Below are 17884 nucleotides of genomic sequence, written 5' to 3'. Positions count from 1 at the left end.
TAGTAGTGTAATTTAGGTGAAATTGAAAACAAATTTATTTAGCTTTTTATCCAGAGTTAGTTTTATCTTAATGCTTTTAGTGGGTTGCGATGCACTTTCGCAACCTCTGGAAGTAGTTATCGATCATTCGACCACCTATCAAACGATTGACGGTTTTGGTGCCTCGGATGCCTGGCGTTGCCAGTTTGTAGGAAAAAATTGGCCTGATGAAAAAAAGGGGGGAATTGCCGAACTCCTCTTCAGTAAGGAATTTGACGATAAAGGCAATCCAAAGGGCATAGGGCTTTCCATTTGGCGGTACTACCTTGGAGCGGGATCTACCGAGCAGGGTAACGATTCCGGAATACCCAACGAATGGAGAAGGGCAGAATCCTACCTTGATGAAAATGGTAATTACGATTGGACTAAACAAGCTGGTCAATATTGGTTTTTAAAAGAAGCCAAAAGATATGGAGTGGAGAAGTTCTTGGCATTTACGCTGGCAGCACCCTCTTTTTGGGCTTTGAACGGGAAAGGACACGCAGCAGAAACGAATGGCCGATTCAATATCAAGCCAGATAGATTGGATGATTATTCCGAATACTTGGCAACTGTTCTTGAACATTTCGACGGACAAGGAATTTCTTTCGATTATTTAAGTCCGGTTAACGAACCGCAATGGGACTGGGAAAAATCTACACAGGAGGGTACCCCGGCTACGAACGAAGACATTTCGAAATTTTCAAAATACTTATCCGAAGACCTTCATAAGCGTAATCTGAATACCAAATTGGTCGTTCCCGAAGCCGCTGATTTAAGATATCTCTATAGCCATTTCAATAAAGCCGAAAGAGGCAATCAAATAAGTGCCTTTTATGATCAAAACTCCCCTTACCATATATCAAACTTACCTCGTGTAGAAAAAACCATTTCCGGACATAGCTACTTTACTACATGGCCAGTGGATAGCCTAATCGGAGTTAGGCAAAAATTGAATAAAGAGCTTAAGGCAAAAGAGCTCGCCTACTGGCAAAGCGAATTCTGTATCTTGGAGCAAACCGATGATATCGGAGGGGGAAGGCCTAGGGATTTAGGTATGGATACCGCGCTTTACGTTGCCAGGGTCATACACGCCGATCTAACATTGGCGAACGCATCTTCCTGGCAATGGTGGACGGCACTTACGAATGCCGATTTCAAGGATGGCCTTATCTATCTGGATACCGGAATAGAGGACAATATGTACGATTTGCAACTTCTGAAAAACAACGGGACGTATCACGAATCAAAATTACTATGGGGCCTAGGAAATTTCTCGCTATTCGTTCGTCCCGGAATGAAAAGAGTTGATGTGGAATTGATTGATGATCGAACGCTTAGTGAACGATATAATAGTCTTATGATTTCGGCATACCAGGATGATGTTAAGAACGAAATAGTAGCGGTGGCCGTAAATTATTCCGATGAAGATAAATCCCTTCGCTTGAGCGATAAAAATTTGAAGTTTTCAAAAAGTTACGTGACATCACACGATAAAAACTTGGCACCGGTGTCGGTTCAAGACAATGAGGTGCTCATTCCGTCGAGGTCTATCGTCACCATGTTGGTGAAAAAGTAAGCCTTGAAAAACCGTAAATTGAAATATGGCACAAGTAGTGTATAAAAAACAACGAAAAAGTTTGTTTGAGTTAGTAGTAGTTCTTTGCCTTGCAGTCCTTGTTGGCTGCAAGGACAAAGAACTTTTTCATCCTAAGAAAAAACCGAATATTATTTTTATCCTGGCGGATGACCTAGGTGCTAATGATCTAAGTTTTATAGGAAGTAAATTTTACGAAACTCCTAATATCGATGCCATTGCGACCAAGGGAACCGTATTTACGAACGGCTACGCATCTGCACAGGTTTGTAGCCCATCCAGGGCCAGTATATTATTAGGTCAGTCTACGGCGCGTCACGGAATCACCGATTGGATCGGCGCTCCCTCGGGCACCGAATGGCGAAAACTGAATCGCAACACCAAATTATTACCACCAGAATATGTACGTAGCTTGCCAAAGCAAGATACTACATTGGCAGAAGCGCTTCGTTCCCATGGCTACAACACCTTTTTTGCAGGAAAATGGCATCTGGGTCCGAGCGGCTCATGGCCAACCGACCATGGGTTTGATATCAATAAAGGAGGCTGGGACGTGGGTAGCCCAAAAGGAGGGTATTTTTCGCCTTGGGAGAATCCTAACCTTGCCAATACGAATAACGGAGAAAACTTATCTATGCGCTTGGCTCGGGAAACCGCGAACTTTATAGAACGAAATAAAGACACAACCTTTTTCGCCTACTTATCTTTTTATGCGGTTCATGGCCCGATACAAACCACTCAAGAGAAGTGGAAGCGATATCGGGAAAAGGCGGAGGCTGCTGGAATACAGGAATCAGGTTTTGAGATGGAGCGTGTTCTTCCTATTCGAACGGTACAGGACAACCCGATCTATGCGGGGCTGGTTGAGCAGATGGATGATGCCATTGGATTGGTCTTGAAAAAATTAAAGCAGCTGGGGCTGGATGAAAACACCATTATTGTTTTCACTTCGGATAATGGAGGGGTCGCTTCAGGGGATGCATTTTCTACCACCAACCTACCCCTTCGTGGCGGGAAGGGTTATCAATGGGAAGGCGGCATACGAGAACCCTATTTTATTAAAGTGCCATGGTTGGAAAAAAACAGTAGAATAGCATATCCCGCTACGGGAAGCGATTTTTATCCAACCCTCTTGGATTTGGCGGAACTCCCCTTAAAACCGGGACAACACTCGGATGGTATAAGCTTAAAACCTCTGTTGGAAGGGGAAAGTTTGGCACAAAGACCACTCTATTGGCACTATCCACATTATGGAAATCAAGGCGGGGAACCGGCATCCATGATCAGGGAAGGAGACTGGAAACTTATTCATTATTGGGAGGATGGTAGAAACGAACTCTACAATTTGGTGTCGGACCCTTATGAGCAGAATAATATTTCGGAACAAAATGAAGGGCAAGCGCGACTATTGAAAGAAAAATTGATCGATTATTTGAAAAGCGTTAACGCGAACAAACCTGAAAAAGACCCCGAGTTTGATGCCGAATTGGCCCGGCAACTTTACCAAGAAAAAAAAGATGTGCTACTCCCCCAATTGGAAGCACAGCGACTGAAATTTTTATCAAAAGATTTTCAGCCTAATAAAAACTGGTGGGGCAGTCAATTAACCAACGACTAGTTTCTTTAAACGAAAACCGAAATAAAAAAATGAAACAAAACAAATTCAATATAAAATATGTTCTTTTTCTCGCCTTAGTATCGGCCATGGGCGGGTTCCTTTTCGGTTATGATTGGGTGGTCATAGGCGGGGCGAAGCCTTTTTATGAGCTTTATTTTAATATAACAGGACAGGCTACCTTGCAGGGTTGGGCAGTTAGCAGTGCTTTGATAGGCTGTATTTTTGGTGCTGTTTTGTCGGGAGCGGTAGCGGATAAGTTCGGCCGGAAATTGCCTTTAATCATGGCGGCGGCCCTATTTACGATTTCCGCCTTTGGAACGGGATATGTCGAGAATTTCACCTCTTTTATTGTGTATCGGCTCATAGGTGGTTTGGGAATTGGGTTGGCCTCTACCCTATCACCCATGTATATCGCGGAAATCGCCCCTGCGAAATATAGGGGCCAGTTCGTGGCCATTAATCAATTGACCATTGTCGTAGGTATCTTGGCAGCCCAAATTGCGAATTACGCGATTGCAGAACCTATCCCGACAGCTATGACACCAGAAGAGATCGCCGCATCTTGGAACGGCGAATCGGGCTGGCGATGGATGTTCTGGGCCGAGCTCATTCCCGCTTTTTTGTTTTTCGTGTTAATGTTCCTGGTACCTAAAAGTCCGAGGTTCCTATCAAAAATAGGTGATACCGACAAAGCGCTATCCGTATTACAAAAAATTGGTGGCACTACCTACGCCGAAAAAGAACTTACGAACATGCAATTGACACTCGAAGAAAGTTCGGGAAAGAAAATTTCCTTTTCAGAACTTCGGAACCCGAAAATTCTGCCTATCCTGATTATCGGTATCGTACTGGCAATATTTCAACAGTGGTGCGGAATCAACATTATTTTCAACTATGCCGACGAAATCTTTACGGCAGCAGGTTATTCTGTGGGTGATATGCTCTTTAATATTATTATTACGGGCAGTGTAAACCTCATCTTTACATTTGTCGCCATGAGAACCGTCGACAGCTGGGGGCGAAGAAAATTAATGCTTTTAGGCGCCATAGGACTCGCATTGGTCTATGCCCTTTTGGGGGGAGCATATTATTTTGAATTTTCGGGATGGCCGGTTCTGCTTCTGGTCATTATCGCTATAGCCATCTATGCCATGTCTTTGGCACCGATTACTTGGGTGGTACTTTCTGAGATTTTTCCAAATCGACTGCGTGGTGTAGCCATGTCCATTGCGACTTTTTCGCTTTGGATCGCCTCCTTTGTGCTCACTTTTACCTTTCCCATATTGAACAGGCTACTTGGGGCATCCGGTACGTTCTGGGTATACAGTGGCATCTGCGTATTGGGGTATGTATTCATTAAAAAGACCTTACCTGAAACGAAGGGCAAAAGTTTGGAAGAAATCGAAATGGAACTAACCAAGGACAAAAAATGAGAAATCGGATCGTCATAATGTCATTTGTATTGTCTGTTCTTTGGTCTACTGCCCAAAACGGAGAACCGGATTTGGAGTATCTTCAGCCTATCATTACCAAACTTCAAAAAAAATGGCCCGATAATAGAACGATAAACTTGGTATTTCATGGCCATTCTGTACCCTCAGGCTATTTCACCAAGGGCGTAGTCGACACATTCGGCTCATATCCGTACTTGAGCTTGAAAAAAATAAAGAATCATTATGAGTACGCGGTACTCAATACGATCACAACATCAATAGGCGGCGAACAATCGGAACAGGGATCCAAGCGCTTTAAGGAAGAAGTCCTGAACCACCATCCCGACGTGATCTTTATAGACTATGCTTTAAACGATCGTGCAATAGGTCTTGAGAGGGCGAAATTAGCATGGGAAACTATGATAACGGATGCGAAGAACTACGGTGCAAAAGTGATTCTTATGACCCCGACACCGGATTTGAACGAAGACATTGGTTCGTTAGATTCTGAACTAAGTCAACATAGTGAACAGATTAGAAGTCTGGCGAAAGCGTTTAAAGTAGGCCTCGTTGATAGTTACGCGCTTTTCCGGAAAATTGCGAAAAGAGAAGACTTGAAAGCTTATATGGCCCAAAACAATCATATTAACGAAAGAGGACACGAATTGGTCGCAGATAGTATTCTAGTATTTTTTGAATACAAAAACACTGATAAATAATGAAGTTGAAGTATTATTTATTGTTATTCGGGTTGACGCTGTTCTTGTCTTGCACAAATGAAGATAGGAACGAAATCGATCTCGCCGGAAGTTGGTCTTTTCAGATCGATTCACTGGATATTGGCATAGGAGAGAAATGGTATCAAAAAAAGTTGCAAGATTCTATTATGCTTCCCGGGTCTATGGCCGAATACGATAAAGGCAAAGAAATAACGGTCAATACCATATGGACGGGAAACATGTGGAATGACAGTGCCTGGTACTCTAGCCCAAAGATGGCCCAATACCGGAAAAAGGGAAACGTGAAAGTACCCTTTTGGTTAAGTCCCAAAAAAGTATATTACGGTCCGGCTTGGTACGCTAAGAAAGTATCCATTCCAGAAAACTGGAACCAACAACGGATTGGCTTGTTCCTAGAACGGGCGCACTGGGAAACCACAGTTTGGGTAGATGATCAAAAAGTGGGTTCTAAGAACACTTTGGCGACCCCCCATCGGTATGATTTGACCAAAGCTTTATCGCCCGGAGATCACATAATTACCGTACGAATAGACAACCGCATCAAAGAGGTTGATGTAGGACGGGATGCCCATAGTATTTCCGACAATACCCAAACCAATTGGAACGGTGTTGTCGGGCAAATTAAATTGACGACCGATCCGAAAATTGCTTTGGGCATTGCGCAGTTGTATCCAGATGTAGATGGTAAGAAGGTACTTATTAAAGGTAAGTTGGAGGTTTTGGGTGAGTTGCCCAAAAAAGTTCGGATAACAGCGCAGGCAACCTCCCACCAAAATAAGGAGAGCCTACCAACGCTATCCCAAGAATTGTCAGTCTTAAATGATGGTAGTTTTGAAATGGTATATTCAATGGGTAGCTCACCTGAACTTTGGGAAGAGTTTTCGCCTAACCTCTACACCATGAATCTTCAATTGAAACAAGATGGGGAGGTAGATGAGAAGAATATTGTTTTTGGCATGCGGGAGTTCAAGGTCGACGGTAAGCGTTTTGGCATTAATGGAAGACCGGTCTTTTTGAGAGGAACCCTTGAAAGCTGTATTTTTCCGCTGACCGGATACCCTCCTACCGATGTGGAGTCATGGAAACGCATCTTCAACATCATTCAAGACCATGGTCTGAACCATATGCGCTTTCACTCATGGTGTCCGCCCGAAGCAGCCTTTACCGCAGCGGACGAACTCGGTGTCTATCTACAGGTAGAAGCATCTGCCTGGACGACGATCGGTGATGGCGAACCTATTGACGATTGGATTTACAGGGAAGCGGAAAACATTATCGAGAATTACGGCAACCACCCATCATTCGTGATGATGGCCTACGGCAATGAACCTTCTGGAGAAAATCAAAACGAATATCTCAAAAAGTTCGTTCACCACATGAAAGAGCTAGACAACCGTCATTTGTACACCGGTGGTGCTGGCTGGCCTTTGTTGGATAATCTGGATTTTTATAATCACAAGGGTCCAAGAATACAAGGCTGGGCAGAAGAACTGAATAGTGTGATCAACGCCCGACCGCCACAAACCGTTTTTGATTACAAGAAACTGATTCAGGAAACACCAATGCCCTATGTAAGCCACGAGATGGGGCAATGGTGCGTATACCCGAACTTCAAGGAAATGCCTAAATACAAGGGAGTGTTACAACCAAAGAATTTTGAGATTTTCAAGGAAAGTCTAGAAGCAAATCATCTAGGTCATTTGGCCGATAGTTTGTTACTGGCATCGGGAAAATTACAGGTACTTTGCTACAAAGCGGATATAGAAGCCGCTCTGCGCACCAAAGATATGGCTGGATTTCAATTATTGGACTTGCACGATTTTCCCGGACAGGGTACCGCTCTTGTTGGTGTCCTAGACGCTTTTTGGGATGAAAAAGGCTATGTGAGACCAGAAGAATTCAAGCAATTCTGCGGTGAAACGGTACCCTTGGTACGACTTCACAAGCGCATATTCATGAATGACGAAGCACTTAACGCTTCCGTTGAGGTAGCCCATTACGGCAAAAAACCATTGAACGATATTGCTCCTACATGGACCCTCACCAGCAAAATCGGAGAAGTTTTCGCTCAAGGTAGTTTTCCCAAAATTAACATTCCTATTGGCAATGGGTTTCAGTTGGGTAAAATCTCCGTCGATCTGGAAAAAGCCGATAATGCGCAAAAATTAGTATTGACCGTACGTGTGGGCAGCCATGAAAATAATTGGGACATTTGGGTGTATCCTGCCAAAAAAGAACCCATAGCAAACAAATTAGAAATGCGGGTAGTATCTAAACTAGATACCGATACAATTGATTACCTTGAAAAAGGAGGAAAGGTTTTGTTGCACATTGACAAGGGTGATGTTGCCATCGAAAAGGGTGGGGATATCGGGGTTGGTTTCTCCAGTATTTTTTGGAACACTTCATGGACCAATGGTCAAAAGCCGCATACGCTAGGTATTTTATGTAATCCCGAGCACCCAGCGTTCGCCGACTTCCCGACAGAATACCATTCCAATTGGCAATGGTGGGATGCCATGTCACATTCCAGCGTTATGATTTTAGATGATCTAACCCCAGAAATAAAGCCAATAGTTCGCGTGGTAGATGATTGGTTCGAAAACCGCCGAACGGCGCTTGTTTTCGAGGCAAAGGTGGGAAAAGGTAAGTTGTTGATATCCGGTGTGGATCTGCATAGCGAAATGGAGAATCGACCAGAGGCTAGACAGTTGCTGTATAGTCTAACCAAATATGTCGCGAGTAGTGCATTTGATCCGAAAGTTTCTTTGGAAATCAAAGAAATCAAGGACTTGTTCACCTATTAATGAATAGTATAACTACCCTAAATTCAAGTAAGGGCCGAAAAAAACGGAGCATGAACACTGTAAAAGCGTGGAGAGAAAAAGTTACCATACCGACGTATGAGATAGGGCAACCCGAGAAATATCCCGTTTTCTTGGAAAAAAGGGTTTACCAAGCAAGCAGCGGTGCAGTATATCCCCATCCGGTAGTGGAGCAAATAAGTGATGAGAAAGAGAATAAGGAATGGAACGTCATATTCATCGAGAACGACTATTTGAAAATTATGGTTCTACCTGCTTTGGGAGGGAGGATACAAATGGCGTACGACAAGATAAGGGAACGTCATTTCGTATATTACAATAACGTCATCAAACCAGCCTTGGTAGGCCTCACCGGGCCGTGGATTTCTGGCGGTATCGAATTCAACTGGCCACAACACCATCGCCCGAGCACCTATGACCCGGTCGATTCCTATATCGAGGAAAACGAAGATGGTAGCAAGACCATTTGGGTTAGTGAAGTTGAGCGAATGTTTCGGACAAAGGGGATGACGGGAATCACCTTGTATCCCGATAAGGCCTATTTAGAAATAAAAGCCCAACTTTACAACCGTACCCCTCATCCACAGACTTTTTTATGGTGGGCAAACCCAGCTGTAGCGGTCAATGACCATTACCAGTCCGTTTTCCCCCCAGATGTAAATGCCGTTTTCGACCATGGGAAACGCGACGTTTCGGAATTTCCTATTGCAAAGGGCGAATATTACAAAGTAGACTACTCGCCGGGCACCGATATCTCCCGTTACAAGAATATCCCCGTCCCGACCTCCTATATGGCTATTACTTCCGACTACGATTTTGTGGGAGGTTATGAGAACGATACCAAAGGTGGGCTCTTACATGTTGCGGACCACCACGTTTCACCTGGCAAGAAACAATGGACATGGGGCTGCGGTGATTTCGGTAAGGCATGGGACAGGAACCTCACCGACGACGATGGTCCTTATATTGAGCTAATGTGTGGTGTATATACCGATAATCAACCCGATTTTTCTTGGATGCATCCCTATGAGGAAAAGAGCTTCAAGCAATACTATATGCCCTATTACAATGTGGGAGTGGTCAAAAACGCAACCAAGGAAGCATTAGTGAACCTGGAACTGGAGTCGGGGCAGGCAACTGTAAAAATTCATGTTACCGCCGAATATCCCGACTGTAGAATCCTGTTGAGGAACGCTGAACGAATCGTTTTCGAGGAAAGGTCGGACCTCAGCCCTGAACACGGTCTTGACAAAACGGTTTTCGTTGAAAATGCCGTTTATGAAGACCTCGAAGTTATAGTATATGACAATCAAAACAACATTTTGGTTTCATGGTCTCCAGAGGATTACTCCAATCAGGAAGTTCCGGAGGCGGCAAAGGCAGCCAAGGAACCAAAGGAAATTGAAAGTGTAGAGCAATTGTATTTGCGGGGCCTTCATTTAGAACAGTACAGACATGCCACCTATGACCCTACAGCCTATTATTTGGAGGCCTTACGGCGCGAACCGGACGATGTGCGCAACAATAATGCCATGGGACTTTGGTACTTAAAGCGAGGACGCTTTGAAAAGGCGCTTCCCTATTTTGAAAAGGCTATTACTACTTTAACACGACACAATCCAAATCCTTATGACGGAGAGCCGTACTTTAACAAAGGACTTGCCCTGAGACTTTTAGGCAGGGACAAAGAAGCTTATTCCGCTTTCTTCAAATCGTGCTGGAACGCCGCTTGGCAAGATGCGGGATACTTTAATCTGGCCCAAATTGATTGCGCCTCGGGAAATTTCGACAAAGCATTGGAGCTCGTCAAGAAGGCCTTGATCAAAAACTGGCATAACCATAAAGCAAGGCACCTCAAGGTCATATTGCTTCGAAAAGCGGGTCAAACGGAAGAGGCCGAACGATTGATCGAAGATTCCTTGGCCATCGATCGGTTCAATTTTGGAGTGCGTTATGAAAAGTATGTGTTAAGCGGGAAAACCGAAGATTTAGCATCTTTCAAGGAATTCCTTCGGGATTATGCCCATAACTATATCGAATTTTCACTGGATTATGCCCAAGCGGGATGCTACGACGAAGCGATAGCCCTCATGAAGGTATTCATAGACGGGAAAGATGAAGTCTACCCCATGACGACTTATTTTTTGGGATATTATCACGAACAAAAAAAAGAATCGGCCGAAGCGAACAGGTACTACTCCAAGGCGCAGCAAATGCCATCGGATTACTGCTTCCCGAACCGATTGGAGGAAGTTGTAGCCCTACAGGCAGCTAGAAAATCGAACCCCGAAGATTCGAAGGCGGCTTATTATCTCGGAAACTTCTGGTATGCCGCCAGACAATATGAAAATGCCCGTGAGTGCTGGGAAACTTCTGTAAAACACGATGGCATCAATGCAATTTGCTATCGCAATCTCGCGCTGCTGTATTACAATAAAATGGACCAAAGAGAATTGGCTCGGGAATACTTGGAACGTGCTTTTAAACTAGACTCCGGCAATGCAAGATTACTTATGGAACTAGACCAACTCTATAAAAAAATCAACGTTTCAATAGACCAACGCTTGGTCTTGTTGGAAGATAACCCAGGTTTGACAAGTTCTAGGGATGACCTGTATCTGGAACGTATCGCATTGCTCAACTTTAAGGGCGACCATAAAAAAGCATTGAACCTTTTGCAAGAAAGACAATTCCACCCTTGGGAAGGTGGCGAAGGCAAGGTACCGTTTCAACATATAACGGTTCATGTGGAGCTGGCAAAGCAGGAACTGCAATCGGAGAACCCTTTAGAAGCCATCCGGCATTTGGAGGCGGCACAAAGCTACCCGCACAATCTGGGCGAAGGCAAACTCTTTGGTGCTCAGGAAAACGATATTCTTTATTGGCTAGGCGTGGCCTATGAGCAGTTGGGCGAAACCGACAAGGCCAAAGACTATTGGGAAAAGGCCGCGAAAGGACTAAGTGATCCCAGTCCGGCCATGTTTTACAACGATCAGCAGCCCGACAAAATATTTTATCAAGGTATGGCCCTTTTGAAATTAAAAAAAGAGAAAGAGGCCGAGCATCGTTTTTCCAATCTGGTGAATTATGGAAAAGCACATTCCAAAGACGAAGTAAAGTTGGATTATTTTGCCGTGTCGTTGCCGGACCTTTTGATATGGGAAGAAGATCTGAAAGTACGGAACAACCTACACTGCCACTATCTCATAGGACTAGGTGAAATGGGGTTGGCCAATTATGAAAAATCGGTTGCGGCCTTTCAAAAAGTGTTGGAACGCGACAGCTACCATTTATCGGCCCATCTTCATCTTAAAATGGCAACCAACAAGGAATTAAGTATCTAAGAAATCATTTGAATGAAACACATACTACTTTTAGCGTTTGTGACATGCTTTTATTGGGCGAACGCCCAAGACAAGCCGAACATCCTGTGGGTTACCATTGAAGATACCTCTCCACAGTTCATAGGGGCCTATGGCAACGAAAATGCCAGTACACCGGTCATAGACAAATTGGCCGAGGAAGGTGTACGATTTACGAATGCCTTTTCTACGGGAACCGTATGCTCGCCAAGCAGAAGCACCATAATAACCGGTGTTAGAACTTACGAAATGGGTACCGGACATCATAGAAGTTCTTTTCCCATACCTGACAATATTCGTGGATTCCCCTATTATTTGAAAGAGCATGGCTATTATGTAGCCAACAACAGTAAAACAGATTACAATGTGGCCAATGTACAAGAGTTTACCAAGAATACTTGGCATGAAAGCTCAACTACCGCAGGTTGGTGGAACAAGAAAGACGGGCAACCCTTTTTTTCAGTATTTAATTTCCCCGAATCACACCAATCCCGAACCATGTCTATGCCTTATGAATGGTATCTGAAAAATGTACTTGACCATCTTCCAGAAGAAGAACGAATTGGTGAAAATGCCTTTGAAATGCCTCCATTTTATAGAGATTCCCCTCAGATGCGTAAGCAATTTGCGCGCGTGTACAACTCCATAAAATTAACGGATGTGCGCATAGGAAATCTTCTCGAAAAACTGGAAAAGGATAATTTACGTGATGATACGATTATTATTTTTTATGCAGATCATGGCGAGGGTATCCCCAGAGGAAAGACCAACGGAATCAATCTAGGATACCGTGTGCCCTTTATCATATGGTTTCCGGATAAATTCAAACACTTGTCTCCATGGGGCGCAGGCGGTGTAGTTTCAGATGAGCTTATCACCTTTGAAGACCTTGCCCCCACTATGATAAGTATTGCGGGCGGAAAACTACCCGACTATTTGAACGGGCGTATTTTAATGGGTAATGATCGTGATGACCCTGAGGATTATGTTATGCTCTCATCGGACCGTGCGGATAATGGCCCAGATCTGGTCAGAAGTGTTACGGATGGCACCTACATCTATTCCCGCAACTTTATGTCTTTTATGCCCGAAATCCGGTATCTAAATTATGTTGAAATTGCTGAAATTACCCAGCAGATGAGAGGTGATTTGAAGAAGGGCCTTTTGAACCCTATGCAAGAAAAACTTTTCGCACCCCGCCCTGCCGAATTTCTGTTCAATATCGAAAAAGACATTTGGGAAACGAACAATCTCGTTTTAAGCGAGGACCATCAGTTAATTTTACAAAAATTACGGAACAAGCTAGAGGATAAGCTTCTCCAGGCACGTGATATTCATTTTCTGCCAGAGTATGAACTTGAAATACTGTCTAGAGTTGGTACCCCATATGATTATAGATTGGATTCTGTCAACTATCCATTCAGGGAAATCTATGAGGCTGCGGCCTTATCTGGCAGAAAAGGAGAAAGTATTCTCGCTAATCAACTATTGCTTTTAAAAAGCGAAAATAAATTTGTACGATATTGGGCCAGTACAGGCCTTTTGGTGCAGGAAAAGAATTCGCTAAAAAAATATACGGCCCAACTCCATGGTTTTTTGGAAGATGATTATGACCCTGTGGTCATAAATATCGCTACAATTTTGTACCAGAACTATAACAGTAAAACGGCTAAGGACAAACTTATAACCTATTGCAATCGGGCTAATTCGCACTTGGCCCTTATGACGATCAACAATTTGCTCTACGTAGATGATAAAGAACCCTTCATCGATGCGGTTCAGAAGGTCGCCGAACTATCCCATCATACCCAGTTTGTCAAAGACGCCTGCAAGGACTTTTTGCATGTAACGGGAATTTTAGACTATCAAAAGTAAGACCAATGCTCAACATCAAATTCGTGCTGTTATCTTTTTTGGGTCTGTCAACCTTTACTTCCGCGCAGGAAATTATCATTGGTAAGGAAAAGCCTAATATCGTTCTAATTTATGTTGACGATTTGGGCTATGGTGATATTGGCATCAACGGAGCCATCGGTGTCGAAACACCAAACACTGATAAATTGGCAGCAAATGGAATAAATTTTACGGATGCCCATTCTGCGGCAGCGACCTGTACGCCATCGCGCTATTCTTTACTCACTGGTCAGTATGCTTTCAGGAGTAAAGCCCAAATAATTGATGGAGACGCATCCCTTATCATTAATCCCGAGGTACGAACCTTACCAGATATGCTCAAGCATGCCGGATATAGTACTGGTGTGGTAGGCAAATGGCACTTGGGGCTCGGCAATGGCAACACAAATTGGAACGGCAGGGTACATCCCGGTCCAAAAGAAGTCGGTTTTGATTATAGCTTTTTGATTCCATCAACAGGCGATCGAGTTCCTACGGTGTACTTGGAGAACCAGAAGGTCGTAGGGTTAAGTGCTAACGATCCGATACACGTTAGTTACACCGAACGATTGGACGGTTATCCAATCGGTACGGAACATCCTGAACTTTTAAAACAACATACAGATAGTCAACATTTGGGTAGTATTATTAACGGCATTAGCAGAATCGGTTATATGAAAGGGGGAGAAAGTGCCCTCTGGGTCGATGAAGAAATTCCTTTTGTTCTCACGAACAGGGCCAATTCCTTTATCAATACACATGCAGAAAAGCCGTTTTTTCTATTTTTTTCATTACACGACATACATCAGCCAAGAATTGCCAATATTAAATTCGTGGAAGCCAGTAGCATGGGACCAAGAGGGGATGTCATCGCCCAAATGGATTGGTGTGTAGGGCAAGTGATGGGCCAACTTGAAAAGTTAGGATTAACTAAAGACACCATGATTATTTTCACTAGTGATAATGGACCCATTCTTGACGATGGCTATTTGGACTATGCCCCGGAACTCGTCGGCGATCATAGCCCAGGTGGGGGCTTTAAAGGTTCAAAGTATTCGATTTATGAAGCGGGAACACGTATGCCTACCATCGTCTCCTGGCCAAAAGCGATAAATCCCGGTACAAGTCATGCACTACTTTCGCAAGTAGACCTGTACGCCTCCTTGGCAAAATTGGTGGGCCAAAAGCTCGAAAAGAAAGATGCTCCAGATAGCGAAGAACATTTAAACGCGTGGCTGGGCAAAACCTCTGAAGGTCGAAAAGTGCTGCTGGAGGAGGCCTATACATTCGGATTACGAATGGGCGACTATAAATACATCATGCCAAAAAAAAGCAATGAAGTTCCGGAATGGTTGGTAAATAAATTCGTTGATCCGGGATTTAGCACTTTACCACTACTTTTCAACTTAAAAAACGATCGCTCCGAAGAGCATAATATTGCAGCTCAACATCCAAAAATTGTGGAGCAAATGCAACAACAACTAAATAAAATACTTGGAACAAATGAGTCTCATTAGAAAAATATTCTTTTTCAAAAAAACGGTTACTTACATACATCTTTTAAGTTTAATGCTGTTGGTTTTGTTGCTGTGCTACGGATGTGGCCAATCACAACAGAATACTATTTCCTTACACGGTGAATGGAAGGTGAAATTAGATTCCACCAACGTAGGAGATAGTGAAAATTGGGCCAGCACCAATTTTCAGGGTAGGACCATCAACTTACCCGGTACTTTGGACGATGCCGGAATCGGAACACCCAACACTTTAAAACCCGAACTAAATAACTACGTGCTATCTAACTTGACCAGAAAGCACCAATACATTGGGAAGGCTTGGTACCAAAAAGAAATTGAAATTCCAAAAACATGGACGAGTAAAGAAATAAAAATTGCCTTGGAACGCGTCATTTGGGAGTCAACCGTTTACATTGACGGAACGGAAATCGGAAAGCGGGAAAGTTTGGTGGGAAACCATGAGTACAATTTGACCAAAGTCCTGACTCCGGGAAAACATCTACTAACTATCTGCATTGATAACTCGAACAAATATCCTTTGATCAATGTTGCAGGTTCAAGATATCCGGATTCGGTAAATCAAGACATGGCGCATGCCTATACCAACCATACACAAATCAAATGGAACGGTATTATCGGGGACATCTCGCTAAGAGCTACCGAACCCACGACTCCATTAAATCTTCAGATTTATCCAAATACTAAAAACAATAGTCTCGAAATAACCTTTGAAAGCCAGGGAAACCAAGAGAAAGAAATCCTTTTGGAAATTGCGGATAAAGAAGGTGGAATAATGCACTCGGAAAAAGTGAGGCAAAACAATTCCGATAAAAAGGAAGTGCGACTTCATATCGAAAAACCTCAAAAGATGGAGTTTTGGGACGAGTTTAATCCAAAACTTTACGAGGCCAGACTGATTTCAAAGTCCGATACCCTAACGCGTACCTTCGGTTACCGTAAGGTGGCCCAAGATTCGGGAAAATTAACCATAAACGATAAAAGAGTATTTCTGCGCGGCAATCTGGAATGTTCGATTTTCCCCCTAACGGGCTACCCACCTATGAACAAGGAGGGTTGGGCTTCGCTTCTAGAACAGGCAAAGGCATACGGACTAAACCATTTGCGTTTTCACTCTTGGTGCCCGCCGAAAGCCGCTTTTGAAGCTGCGGACGATGCCGGTTTCTACCTGCAGGTAGAATTGCCTCATTGGAGCCTCCGTGTGGGAGAAGATTCGAAAACAACTGACTTTTTAAGAAACGAGGCGGAAAAGATGCTGCGTGATTATGGCAACCATCCATCCTTTATATTTATGGCTTTGGGTAATGAGCTGCAAGGCGATATTTCAGTATTGAATAAAATGACAGCCGAACTAAAAAAGAAGGATAATCGTCATTTATACGCGACCACGGCATTTTCTTTTCAAAAACCAACGGGAGAGCGCCCGGAAACTGAAGACGAATACTTCGTAGCGCAATGGACGGATAAGGGTTGGATACGGGGACAGGGTATTTTTAACGATAAACCACCGCATTTCAATGCCGATTATTCGGCCAATAGCGATCATATTGAAATACCTCTGATTTCTCATGAAATTGGTCAATACGCAGTCTATCCCGATATGTCTGAGATTTCAAAATATACTGGTGTACTGGAGCCATTGAATTTTATCGCCATTAGAAACGACTTGCAAAAAAAAGGTCTTTTAGATTTAGCGGATGATTTTACGAATGCATCGGGGAAATTGGCCGCCCTATTATATAAAGAAGAAATAGAGCGTGCACTTAAAACACCTAGTTTCGACGGGTTCCAGCTGTTACAACTACAAGATTTTCCTGGTCAGGGTACGGCCTTGGTGGGTCTATTGAATGCATTTTGGGAGTCGAAAGGAGCGATTTCGGCAGAGGAATTCCGAAAGTTCAATAGTGAAGTCGTTCCCCTCATCCGTTTTGAAAAGGCGGTTTACGAATCTGGGGAGACTTTTATAGCTTCGGTTGAAGTCGCTAATTTTTTTAAGGAAATGCCTGCTCAAAAATTAAATTGGAGCATTACGGATGCGAGTGGCGATACCCTGCAACATGGAAGCATGAACAAGGTCGATTTGAAGTTGGGAAATAATCTGGAATTGGGCAAGATAGAATTTCCCATCACGGTCGATACGGCAAATAAATATAAGGTTGCGGTAGCGGTTGAGGGTACTGCATACAAAAATAGTTGGCCGATTTGGGCATATCCGACAAATCCCGCTATTACTACCGAAGAAGTGGTGGTAACTTCTTCAATAGACCAAGCTGCCATAGCCTTGAAAAAAGGGCTTAAAGTATTTTTGAATCCGAATCCTAAAACCCTACAAGGTATCGAGGGCCGTTTTGTACCGGTATTTTGGAGCCCGGTCCACTTTCCAAATCAACCTTCGACCATGGGGCTTCTGATGGACGATAAACATCCTGCGTTCGCCAAATTTCCTACCGGCACTCATAGCAACTGGCAATGGTGGGAGTTGTGCATTAATTCAAAATCTATCAACATCGATTCTTTAAATGTAGAACCTATTGTAAGGGTCATCGATAATTTTGTGACGAATCGTAGTTTGAGTAATGTATTCGAAGCCAAAGTAGGTAAGGGAAAATTGGTTGTTTCTTCCATTGATCTATTCTCGAACTTAAAAGATAGGCCAGTAGCCAGACAATTGCGACATAGTATATTGCAATACATGGCGAGTGATGCATTTGTTCCCTCCAAATCCATCACTATCGGTGATTTGCAAAAAGTAACCGAAAAAAGTGGTGAAAATGAATTTTCAACAAAAGATATCTACGATTAACAACTAGAATTGTCTAGCATCGGTTTTTAAAAACACCCAGATGGATATGAAGGCATCCCA

9 protein-coding genes are annotated in these 17884 nt (G+C 43.5%); all 9 read left to right on the top strand.

The window, feature by feature from the left end:
- The first annotated feature begins 22 nt into the window (after positions 1 to 22).
- Genes FGM00_RS05175 through FGM00_RS05135 form a run of 9 tightly spaced genes read left to right on the top strand, consistent with a single transcriptional unit; the run spans position 23 to position 17824 of the window.
- Complete coding sequence (locus FGM00_RS05175; protein ID WP_138851882.1) at positions 23 to 1597, top strand: glycoside hydrolase; 1575 nt, start codon at positions 23 to 25, stop codon at positions 1595 to 1597.
- Between the two features lie 25 nt (positions 1598 to 1622).
- The gene (locus tag FGM00_RS05170; RefSeq protein WP_138851881.1) at positions 1623 to 3233 is read left to right on the top strand and encodes a sulfatase; all 1611 of its coding nucleotides are present in this window, start codon (positions 1623 to 1625) and stop codon (positions 3231 to 3233) included.
- A gap of 29 nt (positions 3234 to 3262) precedes the next feature.
- Positions 3263 to 4666: a sugar porter family MFS transporter gene (locus FGM00_RS05165; protein ID WP_138851880.1), complete on the top strand. Its 1404-nt coding sequence runs from the start codon at positions 3263 to 3265 to the stop codon at positions 4664 to 4666.
- A gap of 17 nt (positions 4667 to 4683) precedes the next feature.
- A complete protein-coding gene (locus FGM00_RS05160; RefSeq protein ID WP_236262923.1) occupies positions 4684 to 5385 on the top strand; it encodes an SGNH/GDSL hydrolase family protein in 702 nt (233 codons plus the stop codon).
- Positions 5385 to 8213: a sugar-binding domain-containing protein gene (locus FGM00_RS05155; protein WP_138851878.1), complete on the top strand. Its 2829-nt coding sequence runs from the start codon at positions 5385 to 5387 to the stop codon at positions 8211 to 8213. Before FGM00_RS05160 ends, FGM00_RS05155 begins: the two co-directional genes overlap by 1 nt.
- Positions 8214 to 8263: 50 nt before the next feature.
- Complete coding sequence (locus tag FGM00_RS05150) at positions 8264 to 11575, top strand: DUF5107 domain-containing protein (RefSeq protein WP_138851877.1); 3312 nt, start codon at positions 8264 to 8266, stop codon at positions 11573 to 11575.
- 12 nt (positions 11576 to 11587) lie between these two features.
- Positions 11588 to 13468, top strand: coding sequence for a sulfatase family protein (locus FGM00_RS05145; RefSeq protein ID WP_138851876.1), 1881 nt, complete (start codon positions 11588 to 11590; stop codon positions 13466 to 13468).
- A 5-nt stretch (positions 13469 to 13473) separates the two neighbouring features.
- Positions 13474 to 15003: a sulfatase-like hydrolase/transferase gene (locus FGM00_RS05140; protein WP_138851875.1), complete on the top strand. Its 1530-nt coding sequence runs from the start codon at positions 13474 to 13476 to the stop codon at positions 15001 to 15003.
- A complete protein-coding gene (locus FGM00_RS05135; RefSeq protein WP_236262921.1) occupies positions 14990 to 17824 on the top strand; it encodes a sugar-binding domain-containing protein in 2835 nt (944 codons plus the stop codon). The genes FGM00_RS05140 and FGM00_RS05135 overlap by 14 nt, the downstream gene beginning before the upstream one ends.
- The last annotated feature ends 60 nt before the right edge of the window (positions 17825 to 17884 follow it).

This window comes from Aggregatimonas sangjinii, assembly GCF_005943945.1.
Lineage (GTDB): Bacteria > Bacteroidota > Bacteroidia > Flavobacteriales > Flavobacteriaceae > Pelagihabitans > Pelagihabitans sangjinii.
The sequence above is the reverse complement of the archived record's forward strand: the minus strand, read 5'-3'. Positions and strand labels throughout refer to the sequence as shown.

Bases quoted from the DNA above. Each gene is read 5' to 3' on its own strand.
- FGM00_RS05170 (WP_138851881.1), top strand. From the start codon at position 1,623: ATGGCACAAGTAGTGTATAAAAAACAACGAAAAAGTTTGTTTGAGTTA.
- FGM00_RS05145 (WP_138851876.1), top strand. From the start codon at position 11,588: ATGAAACACATACTACTTTTAGCGTTTGTGACATGCTTTTATTGGGCG.
- FGM00_RS05160 (WP_236262923.1), top strand. From the start codon at position 4,684: ATGTCATTTGTATTGTCTGTTCTTTGGTCTACTGCCCAAAACGGAGAA.
- FGM00_RS05140 (WP_138851875.1), top strand. From the start codon at position 13,474: ATGCTCAACATCAAATTCGTGCTGTTATCTTTTTTGGGTCTGTCAACC.
- FGM00_RS05135 (WP_236262921.1), top strand. From the start codon at position 14,990: ATGAGTCTCATTAGAAAAATATTCTTTTTCAAAAAAACGGTTACTTAC.
- FGM00_RS05155 (WP_138851878.1), top strand. From the start codon at position 5,385: ATGAAGTTGAAGTATTATTTATTGTTATTCGGGTTGACGCTGTTCTTG.
- FGM00_RS05150 (WP_138851877.1), top strand. From the start codon at position 8,264: ATGAACACTGTAAAAGCGTGGAGAGAAAAAGTTACCATACCGACGTAT.
- FGM00_RS05165 (WP_138851880.1), top strand. From the start codon at position 3,263: ATGAAACAAAACAAATTCAATATAAAATATGTTCTTTTTCTCGCCTTA.